The sequence below is a fragment of the Pseudomonas sp. F007 genome, assembly GCF_057814275.1.
In genome coordinates this window covers 327961-346483 of the sequence record NZ_JBVATA010000004.1, presented here as the reverse complement: position 1 = coordinate 346483, position 18523 = coordinate 327961, and the positions used below count along the sequence as shown (strand labels likewise).

14 protein-coding genes are annotated in these 18523 nt (G+C 62.4%); 6 read left to right on the top strand and 8 right to left on the bottom strand.

The genetic code is table 11. From position 1 onward, the window contains the following. The first annotated feature begins 122 nt into the window (after positions 1-122). The 6 genes from ACZYR5_RS11700 (at position 123) to ACZYR5_RS11675 (ending at position 7371) form a co-directional block, all read left to right on the top strand. The gene (locus ACZYR5_RS11700; RefSeq protein ID WP_401126827.1) at positions 123-887 is read left to right on the top strand and encodes an enoyl-CoA hydratase/isomerase family protein; all 765 of its coding nucleotides are present in this window, start codon (positions 123-125) and stop codon (positions 885-887) included. A gap of 155 nt (positions 888-1042) precedes the next feature. After that, positions 1043-2104 (top strand): ABC transporter substrate-binding protein, encoded by a 1062-nt coding sequence (locus tag ACZYR5_RS11695; RefSeq protein ID WP_095170803.1) that lies wholly within the window; start codon positions 1043-1045, stop codon positions 2102-2104. 12 nt (positions 2105-2116) lie between these two features. After that, a complete protein-coding gene (locus tag ACZYR5_RS11690; RefSeq protein ID WP_489089752.1) occupies positions 2117-3187 on the top strand; it encodes an ABC transporter ATP-binding protein in 1071 nt (356 codons plus the stop codon). Then, positions 3184-4887: an ABC transporter permease subunit gene (locus tag ACZYR5_RS11685; protein ID WP_401126830.1), complete on the top strand. Its 1704-nt coding sequence runs from the start codon at positions 3184-3186 to the stop codon at positions 4885-4887. Before ACZYR5_RS11690 ends, ACZYR5_RS11685 begins: the two co-directional genes overlap by 4 nt. Positions 4888-4890: 3 nt before the next feature. Continuing rightward, positions 4891-6444, top strand: a complete 1554-nt coding sequence (locus ACZYR5_RS11680) for an AMP-binding protein (RefSeq protein ID WP_489089753.1) — start codon at positions 4891-4893, stop codon at positions 6442-6444. Positions 6445-6567: 123 nt separating this feature from the next. Next, positions 6568-7371 carry an IclR family transcriptional regulator gene (locus ACZYR5_RS11675; RefSeq protein ID WP_256585534.1) on the top strand — a complete coding sequence of 268 codons (804 nt, stop codon included), beginning with the start codon at positions 6568-6570 and terminating at the stop codon, positions 7369-7371. A gap of 413 nt (positions 7372-7784) precedes the next feature. Here the strand turns inward: ACZYR5_RS11675 and proC are convergent, their stop codons facing one another. The 8 genes from proC to ACZYR5_RS11635 form a co-directional block, all read right to left on the bottom strand. Next, positions 7785-8573, bottom strand: coding sequence for a pyrroline-5-carboxylate reductase (gene proC, locus ACZYR5_RS11670; RefSeq protein WP_489089754.1), 789 nt, complete (start codon positions 8571-8573; stop codon positions 7785-7787). After that, positions 8570-9775, bottom strand: coding sequence for an alpha-hydroxy acid oxidase (locus ACZYR5_RS11665; RefSeq protein ID WP_489089755.1), 1206 nt, complete (start codon positions 9773-9775; stop codon positions 8570-8572). Before ACZYR5_RS11665 ends, proC begins: the two co-directional genes overlap by 4 nt. A 102-nt stretch (positions 9776-9877) precedes the next feature. Continuing rightward, complete coding sequence (locus ACZYR5_RS11660) at positions 9878-10708, bottom strand: IclR family transcriptional regulator (RefSeq protein WP_489089756.1); 831 nt, start codon at positions 10706-10708, stop codon at positions 9878-9880. Between the two features lie 98 nt (positions 10709-10806). After that, positions 10807-11724, bottom strand: a complete 918-nt coding sequence (dapA, locus tag ACZYR5_RS11655; protein WP_489089757.1) for a 4-hydroxy-tetrahydrodipicolinate synthase — start codon at positions 11722-11724, stop codon at positions 10807-10809. Positions 11725-11756: 32 nt separating this feature from the next. After that, on the bottom strand, positions 11757-13526 hold the full coding sequence (locus ACZYR5_RS11650; protein WP_320332519.1) for an ABC transporter permease subunit: 1770 nt from the start codon (positions 13524-13526) through the stop codon (positions 11757-11759). Then, positions 13523-14578, bottom strand: a complete 1056-nt coding sequence (locus ACZYR5_RS11645; RefSeq protein ID WP_489089758.1) for an ABC transporter ATP-binding protein — start codon at positions 14576-14578, stop codon at positions 13523-13525. Before ACZYR5_RS11645 ends, ACZYR5_RS11650 begins: the two co-directional genes overlap by 4 nt. Before the next feature lie 120 nt (positions 14579-14698). Further along, positions 14699-15781, bottom strand: coding sequence for an ABC transporter substrate-binding protein (locus ACZYR5_RS11640; protein ID WP_095170782.1), 1083 nt, complete (start codon positions 15779-15781; stop codon positions 14699-14701). Positions 15782-15848: 67 nt separating this feature from the next. Beyond that, on the bottom strand, positions 15849-17273 hold the full coding sequence (locus tag ACZYR5_RS11635; protein ID WP_489089759.1) for an FAD-binding oxidoreductase: 1425 nt from the start codon (positions 17271-17273) through the stop codon (positions 15849-15851). Positions 17274-18523: the final 1250 nt, after the last annotated feature.

Sequence of the window (18523 nt, the reverse complement as noted above, 5' to 3'; positions counted from 1 at the left end):
TCGCCAGGGTCCCCTCTCATGCACCATTTTTGACCGCCCAACCGCGAGTGGATTTTTCCGCTTGCGGGTAAAACAATATGGTTATATCGTAATTAGACATCAACTATTGCATAGAGATAACCATGTCAAACATTGTGCTAGAAACTCAAGGTTCCGTGGCAGTTATCACCCTCAATCGCCCGGCAGTCTTGAATGCATGGACCACCGCCATGCGTGACGAAATCATCGACGCCTTGCTGGCTTATGACGCCGACGCGTCGATCAAGGCAGTGATCATGACCGGCGCGGGGGACCGTGCTTTTTCGGCGGGGCAGGACCTCTCCGAAGCCCATGATTTTGATGGTGAGCGCGCAGTGCAATGGGTCGGTGAGTGGGAACGCTACTACGCCACCTTGCGGGGGCTGTCCAAGCCACTGGTCATGGCCCTGAACGGCACGGCGGCAGGTTCCGCCTTCCAGGTTGCGCTGCTGGGGGATATCCGGGTCGGTCATCCGGGCGTGCGCATGGGCCAGCCGGAGATCAACTCGGGCATTCCAAGCACCACCGGGCCGTGGATCATGAACAGCATGCTGGGCATGTCGCGCACCATCGAGCTGACCCTGACCGGGCGTCTGATGGACGCCGAGGAGTGCCACCGCATCGGCCTGATCCACTACATGGTGCCGGCCGAACAAGTGTTCGCCAAAGCCCTGCAGGTGGCCAACGAGTTGGCCAACAAACCGCCGGTGGCCATGCGCCTGGACAAGCAGCGTTTCCGCGAAATGAGCGACCCCGATTTCAAGAGCGCCATCGAAGCCGGCCAGCGCCTGCAGAAAGAGGCGTACGACTCCGGTGAGCCGGCGCGCATGATGGAAGCGTTCTTCCAGCAACGGGCCAAACAGGCCTGATTCACCCCTGGTACTCGCCGCCGGCCTAGTGGGTCGGTGGCTACAACAATGCGCACGGCGGCGGCAACGTACCCTCACCGGCAACCCCCACGACCTTGTGAACTGCCGATGTCTTCGCCTTTTATCGATGCTTTCGTTTTTCGCAGGAGTCCTTCATGAATAATCCAGAAAGCCCTGACCGTCGAAATCTGCTCAAGGCCGGCATGACCCTCGCACTGGCCTGCAGCCTGCCGAGCGTGGTCCGCGCCAGTGCGCGGCAAATTATTGTTTCCGACCCCGGAGGCCCCTACACCAAGGCCTATCGCATCGCGTTCTACGACCCCTTCGAGCAAGCCACCGGGATCAAGGTGATCAGCGTCGCCCGCGAAGCACAGCCGGTCGCGCAGCTCGCGGCCATGGTCAAGACCCGCAACTTCGTCTGGGATGTCACCACCCTGACGATCTCGGCCGACATCCCCTACCTGGAGAGCCAGGGCTTCCTCGAGCCGATCGGCTTGAGCAGCGAAGAGTTTCCGGACCTGCTGCCGGAGGCCATTACCCCGAACTTCCTCGGCGTCGATGTGTACTCCACGGTATTGGCCTATCGCACCGACACCTTTGCCAACAACGCCCCGCAGTCCTGGGCGGATTTCTGGAACGTCGAGAAATTTCCCGGTCGCCGCTGCCTGCGCCGCAGTCCGCTGGACACCCTGGAACAGGCCCTGCTGGCCGACGGCGTCGAGCTGGACGCGCTGTATCCGCTGGACGTCGACCGGGCCTTCAAGAGCCTGGACCGGATCAAACCGCACATCGACCTGTGGTGGACCTCCGGAGCCCAGGCCATGCAAGCGATCCAGAGCGGCGAAGTGGACCTGATCTCGATCTGGAACGGTCGCGCCCAGGCCGCGCTGGAGAACGGTGCACCGGTGCAGATCGAGTGGAACCAGGGCCTGTACTCCATCGAAGGCTGGGCCATTCCCAAAGGCACCCCGCGCGCCGAGATGGCCAAGCAATTCGTGCGGTTTTGCGCCGACGCCAAACGCCAGGCCGCCTTCACCAATGACCTGGCCTACGGTCCGACCAACCGCAAATCCTTCGAGCAGATCCCCGCCGAACGGGCCGCGCTGCTGCCCACCGCGCCGCAGAACCTGAAGAACATGCGCCTGCCCAGCCCGCAATGGTGGGAAGCCAACCGCACTCAGGTGACTGAACGGTTTAACGCCTGGATCTTGTCGTAAGGGAGTCGTTGCATGAGCGTAAAACTCGAAACACGTGGCCTGGGCAAAACCTATGGCCAGTTCGTCGCGCTGCAGCCCACCGATATCCAGGTGCGCGAAGGGGAGTTCCTGACGCTCCTGGGGCCTTCGGGCTCAGGCAAGTCGACCCTGTTGCAAATGATCTCCGGGCTGGTGCCACCCAGCAGTGGGCAGTTGCTGATCGACGGCCAGGAGGCCACCCACATCGCTCCCGGCAAACGCGGAATCGGCCTGGTGTTCCAGAGCTATGCGCTGTTTCCCCACATGAGCGTGCGCGACAACGTCGCCTACGGTTTGCGCATGCGCAAGTACCCCAAGCGCGAACTGGAAACCGCGGTCGATGCGGCGCTGGAAATGGTGCGCATGCACGAGTTCGCCCATCGTTATCCCAGTGAACTTTCCGGTGGCCAACAACAGCGTATTGCCCTGGCGCGCTGCTTCGCCTATCGGCCCTCGGTGATCCTGCTGGACGAACCACTGGGGGCGCTGGACAAGAATCTGCGCGAGCACATGCAGCTGGAAATCCGCCGCATGCACAAGGAGCTGGGCGCGACCTTCATCTACGTGACCCACGACCAGGAAGAAGCGCTGACCCTGTCGGACCGCATCTGCCTGATGAACAAGGCACGCATTGAGCAACTGGCGACTCCCGAGGAGCTCTACGACCGCCCGGCCAGCCTGTTCGCCGCCGAGTTCATCGGCCACTCCAACGTGCTGCAGGGCAAGCGCACCAGTGCCAGCCAACTGCACGTCGAAGGACGCCTGCTGGAACTCAGCGGCTGCATAGGCCACGAGGTGTCGGCCAAGGTCGACAGCGCGGACCACTTCGTCCTGGTGCGCCCGGAAGCGGCGCGCCTGACCGAGCCGAGTGCCGGCCTGCTGGTGGGCAGTGTCGACGAATGCGTGTTCCTCGGCAGCGATACGCGAGCGCTGATTCGCCTGCCTTCGGGCGCCCGGTTCAGCGTGCGTTGCGCGCGCCACATCAACCCGCGGGTTGGCGACGCCGTCGGCATCACCTGGGACGCCCACCGTGCCACCTTGTTGCCTGCGCAGGCGCAGCCATGAGCCTGCCTAGACGGCTGTTGCCGGCGATCCCGGCCCTATTGTTCCTCGCGGTGTTCTTTCTGTTGCCGGTCGCCGAAATGCTCATGGGCAGCTTCCAGGACAGCGCCGGCGACCTGAGCCTGAGCAACTTCGAACGCATCGCCTCGACGCCGGTCTATGGCCGGGTGCTGGGTATCACCTTCTGGATTTCGGCGTTGACTGCGATCCTCTCGGTACTGCTGGCCTACCCGGTGACCTACCTGCTGACGCGCTTGTCGCCCCAGGGCCGCGAGCGCTGGATGCTGTGGATCATGCTGCCGTTCTGGACCAGTTACCTGGTCAAGACGTACGCCTGGATGCTGTTGTTGTCGCGCAAGGGCCTGGTCACCAGCCTGGTGGCGCAGTTCATCGACAATCCGTCCGGGATGGTCCCGGCCTTGTCCGGCGTGCTGATCGGCATGGTCCACTCGATGCTGCCGCTGGCGGTCATCACCTTGCTGCCGATCATGCGCAGTATCGACCAGCGCCTGGCACCCGCCGCGCAAACCCTCGGCGCCAGTGGCCCGATGAGTTTCTTCAGTATCTTCCTGCCCCTGTCGGCGCCGGGTATCGCCGCCGCTGCGCTGCTGGTGTTCATTACCAGCCTGGGCTTTTTCATCGTGCCGGCGCTGCTGGGTTCGCCGCGGGAAATGATGGTCGCCCAATTGGTCATCTCCTCGGTACTCGACCTGTTCGACATGCACTTTGCCGGCGCGCTGTCGGTGGTGCTGCTGATCTGCTCGTTGTTGGTGTTCGTGATCTACGACCGGGTCGCGGGGTTGTCTTCCCTCGGCGGCGAAGCACCCAAGGGCCGGCAGTCCGGCCTGGGCCTGCGGCTGTTGTTCGCCATCGGGCATTTCTGTTCACGCTTCAGCTCCGGGCGCCCGCGCGGTGGTGATGGGGTGATGCTGCCGGGCTACAGCGTGCTGTTGGTGTTGCTGCTGATCCTGCCGGTGCTGGTGGTGATTCCGCTGGCCTTTACCAGCAGTCCATTCATTGCGTTCCCGCCCAAGCTCTACAGCTTCAAGTGGTTCATCGAGTTCTTTACCTCGCCGGTATGGCAGGCGGCATTGCTGCGCTCCTTTGGCGTGGGGGTGGCGACGGCGTTGCTGGCGCTGGTGCTGGGGTTTGGCGCGACCATGGCCATGACCCGCATGTCGGCGCGCTGGCGCAAGGGCCTGTTCGCCTTGTTCATCGCGCCGCTGATCGTGCCGCGCATCGTCATCGCCCTCGGGTTGCTGTACCTGTTCTCCCGCCTGGGCCTGGCCGGCAAGGACCTGGGCCTGGTGCTCGGGCATACGGTGCTGGCGTTGCCCTACGTGGTGGTGACCCTGGCGGCGGCCTTTCGCCAATACGACATGCGCCTGGACGATGCGGCCCGGATCCTCGGTGCCGGGACCTTCACCAGGTTGCGCACGGTGACCCTGCCGTTGATGGCGGGCAGCCTGATGTCGGCATTCCTGCTGGCGTTCATTACCTCGTTCGACGACCTGACTGTCGCGATCTTCGTCAGCGGCGGGATCAACACCACCTTGCCCAAGCAAATGTGGGACAGCATCCAGTTGGCGCTCACGCCGACGCTGGCGGCGGTATCCACCACGCTGCTGGGCTTCATCGTGCTGTTCGTGGTGGTCGCCCAATGGGTCGCGCGACGCTCTCTTTCCAAACGCCAAGGCTCTTGAACGATGCAAAACTTTCCTAGCGAATTTTTCCCCCAGCGCATCACCGACGACCCATTGACGGCCGCGCCGCTGATTCATGCCGGCCTGATGAACGATGACAGCCGGGTGCGTATCACCTTCGAGGGGCGCTCGCTGCAAACCGCCGAACTGCGGGCCCGGGTCGCGGCCCTGCAGGCGGTGCTGGCCGCGCAAGGGCTGCGCCCCGGGCAACGGGTGGCGGTGATGCTGGGCAACAGCGACGAGCAGATCGTGTTGATCTACGCGTTGATCCTGTCCGGGCTGGTGTGGATTCCAATCAATACCCGGCTGCGCGGCCCGGGGCTGGATTATCCGTTCGAACACGCCCGGCCCGAACTGGTGGTGGCGGACGCCGAGTTCGAGCCGCTGCTGCGCCAGGGTGCGGCCGCTGCTTTACCGTACCAGTCGATCACCGCCTTGCAGCGTGCCGCCGAGGAGTATCCGGATGCGCCGTTGCAATGGCTGGACAGCGCCAGCGATGCGCCGCTGTGCCTGATTTACACCTCGGGTACCACCGGTGCCCCCAAGGGAGTGATCTTTACCCATCGGATGATGCGCATCGCCGGCGAGGCAGTGTTGCTGGTGGCCGATGTGCAGGCGGGCGATCGCCTGCTGTTGTGGGAGCCCCTGTGCCATATCGGTGGCGCGCAAATGTTGTTGCTGCCATTCCTGGACGACGTCCAGTTGAACGTGGTGCAGCGTTTTTCCGCGAGTCGTTTCTGGGGCCAGTGCGCGGCGGTCGGGGCCACGCAGTTGCATTACCTGGGCGGGGTGCTGGACATCCTCATGCAACAGGATGCCGCCACCTGGCCGACCGCGCATAGCCTGCGCACCTTGTGGGGGGCGGGGGTGTCCCTGAACAACTGGGCGGCCATCGAACAGCGTTTCGGCTGCCAGTTGCGCGAGTGCTACGGCATGACCGAATGCGCCAGCTTCGCCACCCTCAATCGCAACAACAAGCCGGGCTCTGTGGGCCAGCCGCTACCCTGGTTGACCCTGGAATTGCTGGACGCCGAAAACCAGCCGGTCGGTATTGGGCAGTTGGGCGAGATCGTGCTGTCGAGCAGCGTGGAGGGCGTGTTCCTGCCTGGCTACCTGGATAACCCTACGGCGACTGCCCAGGCGTTGCGCAACGGACGTTTGTACACCGGTGACATGGCGCGCCTGGATGCCGATGGCGACCTGTTCTTCGTCGGGCGCCGGACCGACAGCATGCGGGTACGCGGCGAGAACGTGTCGGCCTGGGAAGTGGAGCGGGTGTTCAGCAGTCATCCGGCGGTGCGGGCCTGTGCGGCGGTGGGGGTGCAATCGAGCATTGGCGAGCAGGAAATCCTCCTCTATGTGCAGTTCGAGGAACATGCGCAGGTCGACTGGCCCGCCATCGTGGAGTGGGCGAGCCAGCGCCTGGCGTCGTACCAGCAGCCGCGGTACTACCGGGCAATCGCCAGCTTCGAGATGACCCCCAGCGAGCGGATCAAGAAACACCTGCTGGCGCGCACCCTCGACGGTGCGTGGGACGGGCAGGGGCAGCGGGCGTAGAGGCAGGTTCAGGCGGGGAATTTCACTAAGAATTCGTGCCAGGTGACAGGCTGTCAGTGAATAGCGATAGACTGTGTCCAGCAAACCGCATTCTTTCATTTCACGACGCGATGTAAAGCACCCATGGCCAACCCCCGCCCGCCGAAAAAACCGGCAACTGATCCCACCGCTTCCTCGCTGTACGTGCAATCCGTGGAGAAGGCCATGAAAGTGCTCATGGCCTTCGATGGCAGCCAGCGGCAACTGTCGCTGTCGGAAATTGCCGGGCTGACGGGCATGGACCTCAGCGCGGCGCAGCGCTTCACCCATACCCTGGCCACCCTGGGCTACCTGAACAAGGACCAGGGCAAGAAGTATGAGTTGTCCCCCAAGCTGCTTGATTTCACCTTTCATTACCTCAGCTCCAGTGAGCTGGTGAACCGAGCCGCGCCGTACTTGCAGCAGTTGAGCGCGGAAACCGAGGAGGCGACCAACCTCACGGTGATGGACGACACCGACATTGTGTTTGTCCAGCGGATCGTCAGCCGTCATGTGTTCAACGCCAACGTAATTGTCGGCACCCGCTTGCCAGCCTGGTGCACCGCACCGGGCCTGGCGTTGCTGGCGACCTACCCGGATGACGAGGTCAACGACATCTTCGACCGCAGCCAGTTCGTCCAGCACACCCCGGCCACCATCACTGACCGTGGGCAGATCTGGGCCAACGTGGAGCAGGTGCGCCAGCAGCGGTTTGCCCACGTCGAGGACCAGTTTTTCTACGGCGACGTGTCCACCGCGGCAGCCATTCTCGACGGTTCCGGGCGCGGGATTGGCGCGGTCAACGTGGCAGTGTCACGTTCACGCTGGGTCGCCGAACGGGACATGCGCCGCTACGCCGACCTACTGATCTCCACCGCCTCCTCGATCTCCGCGAAACGCAAAAGCTGAGTCCCAGCCACCGGTTTTGCATACCCCCGCTAGCCCTGTAGGAGCGAGCTTGCTCGCGAAGGACGCATGAGCGCCGCGGTGAATCAGGCTTGGAACGTCATCGTTGACGACCATCGCGAGCAAGCTCGCTCCTACAGTGATTTTGGCTGTTCGCAGATTTTGCGTACACCCATCGAAATCTGTGGGAGCGGGCTTGCCCGCGATGGCGGTGTGTCAGGCACCATCGATATTGATTGTGCTGGCCCCATCGCGAGCAGGCTCGCTCCTACAGTGGTTTTGTGGTGCCCGCAGATTTTGCATACACCCATCGAAATCTGTGGGAGCGGGCTTGCCCGCGATGGCGGTGTGTCAGGCAGCATCGATGTTGACTGTGCTGGCCTCATCGCGAGCAAGCCGCAAGCGGGCGCTCGCTCCTACACCGCCGATAACGCCTGGGAACGGGCATGGGCTGCCTGGGTTGCGGTTTTAATCAGTTGGCGCAGGGCCTGGTTCTGTTCGAACACGCTGATGGCCGCTGCCGTGGTGCCGTTGGGGGAGGTGACGGCGGTGCGCAGTTCGACCAGGTCTGCGTTTTCCTGGGTCTGCTGGCGTGCGGCGCCCAGGGCGGTCTGGCGGGCCAGGTTGAGTGCCAGTTGCGGTGGCAGGCCGAGCAGGACGCCGGCCTGGGCCAGGGCTTCGCTGAACAGGTGGTAGTAGGCCGGGCCGCTGCCGGAGATCGCGGTGACGGCATCCAGCAGGCTTTCCTGTTCAAGCCAGTAGCTACGTCCGACGTTGTCGAACAGTTGGCCGACCTGGGCGCGCCGTGTCGCATCCAGCCGGGCGTCGGCGTACAGCCCGGTGCAGCCGGCATTCACCAGCACCGGGGTGTTGGGCATCGCCCGGATCACCGGGCAGCGACGGTCCAGCGCCTGATCGAGGGCGTCGCAGGAGATGCCGGCGGCGACGCAGATGACTACCGCGTCCTGGCAAATCAGGTCCGGCAGGGACGCCGCGACGCTGCACACTTTGTCGGGCTTGACCGCGAGCACAATCAGGTCGAAGGCTTGCGGTGCAATGGCCTGTAGATCCGGGTACAGGGTTGCCCGCAGGCCCGCCTGTGGATGCGGATCGACGGCGCTAACTGCGTCAACCAGACCGTTGGCCAGCCAGGCTTCGCCCATGGCGCTGCCCATGCGTCCGTAACCGATAAAAAGTACGTTCATGCGGTGATCTCCGGATAAGCCCCAGGGCTTGGTTTGACAAACAGGGCGCGTTGCCGCCCGAGCACATTGGCCTTCCTGCAGTCGCGCACGGAGTGCGCACCCAGCAGGGTCATGGCCAGTTCCATTTCGTTGCGCAGCATCCGCAGGCTGTCGTTGGCGCCTTGCTGGCCGGCAGCTGCCAGGCCCCACAGCGGCAAACGCCCGACCATCACCGCATCCGCTCCCAGCGCCAGGTACTTGAGCGCGTCGCTGCCGCGGGTCACGCCGCTGTCGGCAATGATCTGCAGGTCGCCGCCGACGGCCTCGGCGATGGCCGGCAGGACTTGGATAGGCGCGGGCGCGATGTCGAGATTACGTCCGCCATGGGCCGAGACGACGATGGCATCCGCACCTTCGTCCCGGGCAAGCAACGCATCCTGGGGGCTCAACACGCCCTTGATGACCAAACGCCCGTGCCAGCCACTGCGGATCTGCCGGATGTCGTTCCAGGTCAGGCGGTTTTCCAGGCGTACCGCCTCATGGACTGTCTGTTGGGTGACCGCACCGCGAAACTGCGCCGGGTAATGCCCATAGGAAGGCATCCCGCTCGCCAGCCATTGGCGCAACCAGACCGACACCAGCCAAGAGGGATGTCCCAGCACATCCAGCAGCAGCGCGAGGCTGGGTTTCAAGGGAATAGAGAAGCCGTTCCTGACGTTGTATTCGCGTTTCGGACTGACCGGTGTGTCGGCGGTGATCACCAGGGTATCGACCCCGGCCGCCTGGACGCGTTCGAGCAACTGGCGAGTGAGGTTGCGGTCTTTCCACACGTACAACTGGAACCACAGATTGGCATCCGGCACCTGCTTGCGGATCTCTTCCACCGTGGTCACCGACTGGGTGGAAACGCAGAAGGGAATGCCCAGGTCACGCGCGGTGCGCGCCAGTTTTATTTCCCCTTGGAACGACACCAGTCCCGCCAATGCCGTGGGCGCGATGACCAGCGGCATGGCCAGCGCTTGCCCCAACAACGGGGTGCGCAGCTCCGGTTGATCGACGCCATTGAGCAGGGAAGGCGTCAACGTGATCTGGTCCAGGCTGGAACGGATGCGTAGCAGTGCCTGCTCATCCTCACTGCCGCGATCGATATATTCAAACAGTGCCTTTGGCAACCGTTGCCTGGCCCGGGCCCGGTAATCAATAAAGTTCAATAAGGATGACATAAGCCCTCGTCCAGACATGCAGGCAAACGCAACCGAGACTTATAAAGCCCGGTTGTTATTGATTGCCGATGTACGCGCTAAGTTATGAAATTGATGCGGGTTTCAGGAGAAAAACTTCTTCGCGGAAATGGAAGTCGCCACCACTTGAACATGTTGGGCGAGTTCTTCTTCGGCGCGTTCTTTAGTCCAGCGAGTGGTCGGTACCGCGATAGTAATGGCCGCGATTGCATGGCCATGTTCATCCAATATGGCCGAGGCCACGGCAATATCTCCCAGTACGGTTTCATTGGCGATGATCGCGTAGCCGGTTTCAGCCGCGCGCTGCATGCGTTCGAGTAACAAACCCTTGTCGGTGACGGTATGCGGGGTCAGTGCCCGCAGTTGGGTGGCCTCGATCGCCGCTTCCCGCTCTTCAGCGCTGCAGTGGGACAGGATGGCGGTGCCCGAAGCGGTGAATATCGCGGGCAGGCGGCTGCCGACCATGATGTCGACGTTGATCAAGTGCCGGCCCGGATAGCGCCCCACGTAGACCACTTCGTGGCCATCGAGCTCTTGCAGGTTAGTGGTTTCGCCCAGGGTACTGCTCAGGTCCACCAGGTACGGCGCGGCCTTGTGCAGCAACTCATGGGCGCACAGAAAGTTGTAGGAAAACTGCAGCACTTTGGAAGTCAGTGCGTAATCCCGAGTGTTGTGTACGCGGCGTAGATATCCCAGGGCTTCCAGGGTAAATACCAGGCGTTGTGCGGCACTGCGATCAAGCCCCGACAAGGTGGCTATTTCCGAGAGCGGCATTTGTCGTTTCGGATGGTCGAAGGCATGCAGTATCTGAAAGGTCTTTTCAGTAGAGCCGACATACAATGACGAATTACGAGGATCGCCAACTGCTTCTTTTGCAGTTTTTTTTGTGGTTTTGGTTGGGCGAGAATTCGGCATTTGTTGAGCGGTCCATAAATGTCATGACATTGGATTGTGGCATTCACCTGTGCCCTTGCATAGCGCAGGGGCACTGGCGTGGCAGCCGTTGTTTTGAACTAGCGGGCCGCGGTTGGGGCCTTCTCGAACATGTCCAGAAGTTTGCTGTATTCGACTCTCAGTGCATTACGCAGATCTTCCTTCGGCTCACGCAGGGGCGCGAGCAGGGCAGGGGCGTTGACCCCGATCAGGTCCATCACCGACTTCATCGGCCCGGGGTTGGTTTCGGAAAACGCCAGGTTCATCAGCGGAATCAATTGCCGGTGCAGCGCCAGCGCCTCGGCGGTTTTGCCGGCGCTGGCGAGGTCGAACACCCGGCGCCAGGTTTTCGGCAGCAGGTTCGCCGTGACCACGATCCCGCCTGTTGCACCCGCCGCCACTTGCAGCGGGAACAACGTGTCTTCGCCGCTGAGTACGGCGAACTCAGGATCGACGCCGGCGATCACCCGCAGGAAGTGGTACATGTCGGTGTTGCAGGCCTTCATGCCGATGATGCGTTCATGCCGGGACAGTTCGTGCAGCACCCCGGGATCGATCGAGATCCGCGTGCGATAAGGAATCTCGTAGATCAGGATCGGCAGCGGCGACTCATCGGCGTAGCGCAGGAAGTAGTCGCGGATGCCCAGTTGGGTCGGGTTGGTGTAGTAGGGCGTGATCACCAGCAGGCCATCGGCGCCGGCCTTGGCAAAGTCCTGCGCCGCGGTCATCGCGTCGTGATAGCCGGTGTCCAGCACCCCGCAGATCACTGGCATGCGCTGGTCGGCGAGCTTGGCGCAGAGTTCGACGAAGCGCACCCGCTCATGCCTGGACAGGGCACCGTACTCGCCGGTGCCGCCCAACGGCACCACGCCGTCCACGCCTTGCCCGGTCAACCAACTGAACAGCGCTTCGGTGGCGGTTACATCAATCGTGTCATCACTCTGCACCGGCGTGGTAATAGCCGGGAAAATACCTTTGAGGTGTTCAGAACTGAGCATGGATGTTTCTCCTTTGATCATGGGTTACGCGCTCAGCGCGCCAGGCTGCGCTGACGCAGGCGATCGGCGCCGAAAATCAGCAGGGTGATGAAAATCAGCAAGCAGGTAGAGACGGCGGCAATCACCGGTGAAACCTGCAAGGTCACCTCGTCCCAGAACTGCTTGGGCAAGGTGGCGTTGAGGCCGCCCGACGAAAACAGCGCAATCGTCAGTTCGTCGAACGAGGTGGCGAAGGCAAACAGGAACGCGGAAAACATCCCGGCGCCCAGCAGGGGGAAGGTCACGTGGCGCAGGGTTCTCAGGGGGCTGGCCCCCAGGCTCTGTGCGGCCAGGTCCAGGCGCTGGTCATAGTTGCGCAGCACCGCGATCATGGTCATCACCACGTAGGGCACACACACCACGGTGTGGCCAATGATCAGGCCGATGGACGTACCGACCAGCTTCAGCTCGGCGAACATGTAGAACAGGCCGAGGGCGATGATCACTCGTGGCGCGATGATCGGCGACAGCAGGAACGCCAGCAGGATCGCCTTGCCACGGATCCTGCCGCGGGCCAGGAGAAACGCTGCGGGAACGCCGATCAGCATCGACAGAATGCCCGCGCCGGTCGCCACCGTCAGGGAGCGCACCAGGGCCTGGGTCCAGACCGGGGTATTGAGCATTTGCTCGTACCACTGCAGCGTCATGCCCGAAGGTGGCCACTGCAGGCCGGCACTGCTGAAGGAGATCGGGATCATCAGCAGCGCCGGCAGGCTGATCAGCACCAGCACGGTCCAGACGAAGACACTGAGCACCAGCGGCGTGCCTTCAGCGCTCTTGCGCCGGCGCTTGAACGACAGGCGCGCGATCAGCCAGTCGCTGACCGCACCAATGCCCGCCAGCACCGCACTGCCTGCACGTCGCGCCAGGGTGTCGCGGCGGGCTTGGGCGGACGGGTCTTCGCCGGTGAGGGTGGCGAAGCCGAAGATCCGGTCATAGATCACGAAGACCACCAGCACCACCACCAGCAACAGCACGGAAATCGACCCGGCCAGTTCCCAGTTCAGGGTCTGTTGCACCTGATCGATGATCAGTTGGGTGATCATGGTTTCCTTGCGTCCACCCAACAGTGCCGGAACGATGAAGAAGCCGATGGCAGTGACGAACACCATGATGGTGGCGGCGGCCACGCCGGGCATCGACAGCGGGAAGTAGATCGTCCAGAAGGCCGTGCCCGGACGCGCGCCCAGGGTCGAAGCGGCGCGGGGCAGGCTGCGGTCGATGTTCTCCATCACCGCGAGCATGGTCATGACGGCGAGCGGCAGCATCGCGTGAACCATGCCGGTGAGGGTCGCGCCGGTGCCGTAGAGCAGGTTGATCGGTCGGTCGATCAGGCCCAGGGACATCAGGAAGTTGTTGGCCACCCCGTTGCGTCCCAGGATCACCACCCAGGCGAATGCCCGGACCAGGAAGCTGGTCCAGAACGACAGGAGCACCAGGAACACCAGGCGGCTCTTGAGCTTGGCTGGCGCCGTGGAGATCAGGTAGGCCACCGGATAGCCCAGCACCACCGACAGCACGGTGGTGGCCAGGGAGATCTTGAAGGTGATCCACAGCACGTTGAGGTACAGGCTCGAGGCGAACAGGTGCCGGTAGGCGTCGAGGGAAAAGCCCTCCGGCCCGAGGATACTCAACGACAGCAGGCGGCCTACCGGATAGGCCAGGAACACTGCCAGCAGCACCAGCAACGGCGCGATCATCAGGCTGTTCTTGGCCCAGGCGGGCATCGGCGCAGAGGCTGCGCGTGAAGTAAACAGGCTCATGGGAACGCCGCCTTGGGTTGTTCGGTGATGGCAACGGCGTCCGAGGCGTGCCAGGACAGGGAGACCTTGTCGCCGCGCTGGAAGCTCTCGCCATTGACCCGCGTCGGGAAGGCCGAGACCAGCGCGGGAATGCCTTCCTCCTCGGTGCTCATGTAGACCTTGGTCAGGCTGCCGGTGACCATCACATCGCTGACGCTCGCCTGCAGATGGCGCACGTCGCCGGCCGTGGCTTTGGCAATCAGCATGTTCTGTGGGCGGACCATGATGTGGATGTGCGCGCCCGGCAGGTTCTCGCCGTTTGGCGTGGCGCTGGCCTTGATCCCACGGCTGCCGACCAGCACATCGAGCACCCCGTCCTGGGAGGCGACGATCTGCGCCGGCAGCAGGTTCGACTCACCGAGGAAGTCGGCAACGAACAGCGTGCGTGGGCGGAAGTACAGGTCATCGGGGGTGCCCAGTTGCTCGATCTTCCCGGCATTCATCAGGCAGATGCGATCCGACATGGTCATCGCCTCTTCCTGGTCGTGGGTCACATAAATGATGGTGGTTCCCAGCTCCCGGTGAATGCGCTTGATCTCCAGCTGCATGTGTTCGCGCAGCTTCTTGTCGAGCGCGCCCAGGGGTTCGTCCATCAGGATGATCGAGGGGCGATAGACCATGCAGCGCGCGAGCGCGACCCGTTGTTGCTGGCCGCCGGACAGCTCCTTGGGATAACGCTGGGCGATGTGCGGCAGCTTGATCATGTCCAGGGCGGCCATGGCCCGCTCACGGGCTTCAGTCGCCGGGACCTTGCGCATCTTCAGCGGGAAGGCAATGTTCTCCAGGATCGTCATGTGGGGAAATAGCGCGTAGTTCTGGAACACCACACCAATGTCGCGATGATGGGGCGCCAGGTACGTCACATCGTTGTCGCCGATGGACACCTCGCCGCCATCGGGATGGGTGAGGCCGGCCACCAGGCTGAGCAAGGTGGTTTTGCCGGAGCCGGAAGGACCGAGCAGGGTCAGGAACTCCCCATCGGCGACGGTCAGGTCGGTTTGGGCGAGGGCCACGAACTGGCCATAATTTTTAGCGAGCTTCTTTACGGTTAGGCTGGAAGAGGACATGGCGAAGACCTGAAGACAAGGGGCAGGAAATATCGGGCCCGCCGCGTGGCGGACCCGTCAGCGGGGTCAGCTCAGGAGCCATGCGTTATAGCGTTCCAGCGCCGTGCCCTGTTTTTCTGTCCAATACTGGGCGTCGATCGGTAGCCCCTTGGCGATGTGGTCGGGGTAGGAGGGGCAATCGGCGGCCACGGCCGGGTCGATGAAGTCAAAGGCCCGGGGATGGGTCACACCGGCGGGGAAATACTTGGTCAGTGCAGCCTGGCGCTCGGGGTCGCAGGTGAACTTGATGAACTCGCGGCAGGCTGCGGCGTTGGGCGTGCCCGCCAGGATGGCCCAGCTGTCCAGGCCCCAGATGTTCTGGTCCCAGACGATGCCGACCGGGGCATTGGAGCTGCGGGCCGATTGCGCACGCGAGACCCAGACCGGCACCATGTCGACTTCGCCGGACACCAGCAATTGTTCGACTTGCGCGCCACTGGTCCAGAACACCGAGACGTCATTCTTGATTCTGTCGAGTGCCGAGAACGCCCGCTCCAGGTCGCACGGGTAGACGTTGGCCACGGCAACCCCGTCGGCCAGCAGTGCCTGCTCGATGGTGTCGAAGGGGTGACGGCGCAGGGCGCGGCGACCGGGGAAACCCTGCACATCGTAGAAGTCTTTCCAGGAGGTAGGTGCCTGGCGCCCTTCGAAGGCGTCCTTGCGATAGGCCAACACGGTGGTGTAGACGTTGGTGCCGACTCCGTACTCGGACATGAAGTGCTCGGGCATCTGCGCCACGATGGGGTCGTTGCCCAGGCCGTGGGCCTCGAGGTATTTCTTCTGGCCCTGGGTGAGCATCTTGATTGCCGGCTGGCTGATCTTGGCCATGTCCCAGGTGTAGGAACCGGCATCGACCATCGACAGGATCTGCGCGGTCGGTTCGGCGTTGGCCTGTACGCCAATCACCTCGATTCCCGTCGCCTCCTGGAACGGCCGATAGAACACCTCGGTGTAGGCCTTGGTGTAGACGCCGCCATCATCGCGCACCACGATGCGTTTGGTTTGCGCCCGCAAGGACGACCACATGCTGCTCGTCGACAGTGCGACGGCCCCGACCACACTGGCCTTGAGCACGCTGCGGCGTGACCAGTTATTAATGTTGTTGCCCATACTCCTGACCTCTCTTCGCGATATTGTCGATAGTCGCTATCGTCACTAGGGATGTTTGTTGTGGGTTTTATTTTTCAGGCGGTATAAGTCGGCCCGGGTTGAACAGGCCAAGGGGGTCGACGGCGTGTTTGATCGCCCGCATCAGGGCGAGCGAAGCCGCGGATTTATAGTTATGCATTTCATCGAGCGAGGTTTGCCCGACGCCATGTTCGGCGCTGAAGGTGCCGGCCAGTTCGGCGGCCACGTCATTGACCGCACGACGCAGTTCACGGGCGAGGGCTTCGGTTTGCTCGAGTCCGTCCCAGACCGCGAACGGGAAGAACGGAATGTAGTGAATGTTGCCGTCACCCATGTGCCCGACAATCACGATCTGCGCTTGCGGGGCAAGCTTCGCCATCGCGGCGTTGGCCCGCTCGATGAAGGTCGCGATGGTGGACACCGGCACGGCGCAATCGGTGGTCAGGCCGATGCCGCCTTTCTTGTTGGCTTCCGACACGCTATGGCGCAGTTCCCACATGGCGGCCTGCTGGCCTTGACTGGAAGCGATGCTGGCGTTGTCGACGATGGCCTGGTCGAACGCCTGCTCGAGGATGGCCGTAAGGGCCGCCTCGGGTTCGGCGCTGCCCGCGGTATCCGCCAGCTCGATCAGCACGTGCCAGGGATGCCGGGTATCCAGTGGCGAGCGGCGCTGCGGCACGTGCTCCACTACCAGGTCCAGTTGCAACTGGTTCATCAGCTCGAAGGCCGACAGCGATGAGCCCGACAGCTGGCGAGTGAGCACCAGCAGCTCGATCGCTTGGGCCGGGCTGCTGACGCCGACCCAGGCCACTGCGCAGCGCGTGGGCAGGGGATGCAGCTTGAGCACGGCGGCGGTGATGATCCCCAGGGTGCCTTCGGAGCCGATAAACAGATGCTTGAGGTCGTAGCCGGTATTGTCTTTGCGCAGGGCCCGCAGTTCCGAGCAGATGGTGCCATCGGCCAGTACCACTTCAATGCCCAGGACGTTGTCGCGGGTGTTGCCATAACGCAGCACGGAGATGCCCCCGGCGTTGGTGGCGATGGTGCCGCCGATCTGGCAGGAACCTTCGGCCCCCAGGCTGACCGGGTACAGGCGTCCGGCGTCCCGCGCCGCTTGCTGCACGTTAGCCAGGACGCAGCCGGCCTGCACTTCGATGGAGTTGTTGACGGGGTCGACGAGGCCGATGCGGCGCATGCGCTGCAGATTGATGATCACCGGAGCCGGCCCGCTGGAAGGCGGCACCGAACCACCGACCAGGCCGGTGTTGCCACCTTGAGGTAGCACGGGCACGCGGTGCCGGTGACAGCAGGCCACTACCGCTGCCACTTCTGCGGTGCTGGCCGGACGGGCGACACACAGCGCCGCGCCACGGTAGCGCCCACGCCAGTCCTCAAGGGAAGCGGCCATTTCGCCGGCGTCGGTAATCAGGTTGTTTGCACCAAGCAGAGCGATGAGCTCGTCGACCAATGACATTCGCTGACTCCAGTAATCTCAATGCAATTAAAGTAATTGCAAAAAATAGTAGAGTGCTTCTCCCCTCATTGGCAATAGGGATTCTGGGATGTGTCGTTTTTAGATACGCCTGAATGTATCCAGGGGAATCGGTGGGAAGCGCCGCGAAATGCTCCTTCGGCCCTTGAAGGGTGTTTTCGGCATCTACGGTGAGCAATTGTTGCCGCTTACAGAAAACTGACCCAAGTGTTCAACTGCTTCTTCCGAGCAGGAGAACACCCGGTGATCAGCATGGAAATGATGGGAAAAATTCGGCGGATTATTTCCGCGACAAGCTGTCGCTGCATCAGATAGCCAATCGTACGGCTGTCGAGAAACTCCACCCGAAAATGGGCCAGAGCGCACGAAGCAAATTAACCGGCGTACCAGCGCTACGCAGCTTTCAACAACCGTCCCGGTACAACGATGCTCGCGTTTAGTACTTTGAACTCAAGGCCTAGCTCATGCAGTAGGCCGCTGAGTGTGTCGGCGTCTCGGCAGGCGCTGGCGATTCTTTCGGCTTGGTCGGAGGGTATACCGTAACCAGAAATAACCACCGTCACGTCGGAATCATCTCTAGATTCGTCGGTCCGCTCGATCAATATTGCAGCCAGGTCGGTATGCCCATGGCATGGGCGGACGGGCGGACCAAATACTCCAATAAACGCGGCGTGGTTGCACGAAGAGATCACTTTAGCTCGGTGATCCGAGAAGCGGGTCGTCCAAGTGCTCGAGCAAGTTGCAAATCTGAGGGCGCGTTCAGCTCATGACCGTCCCGCGACATCTCGGTTCCAAACGCAGAAAATGTCAGGCGAAAAGCGTTCGTTAATCCCGGTCTGCCTATCGCCGCGGGTACGGTCGACGCGATCATGGACAGGGTCGACCAATTCAAAAACTGACACTCACACAGAACCATTGGATATTCTTCGTTGGCAACCGGAATTATACCGTCAAGTTCCTCTAGCAAGTTGCTTGAGCTTCCATTTATCGAGATTTTGGCACAAGCGTGGCCTGTTCCGCAGTGAATATGCCAGCACTACGCTACGCGAGCACTATGGTCTGAGCCGCCCGATTTCGCGGTCTGCGTTGAAGTCTGCGTGAGTGCGTTTTAAAGAGGTGGCGGTGAAGGAGAGAGATGGATGGTGACTGCTAGTGGTCAAGGCTCGCACTAGTCAGAAGCTGAGCGCGGCGACTTTGATTTGTATAAAGGCGCAGCGCTCCGTTGCCGTCGC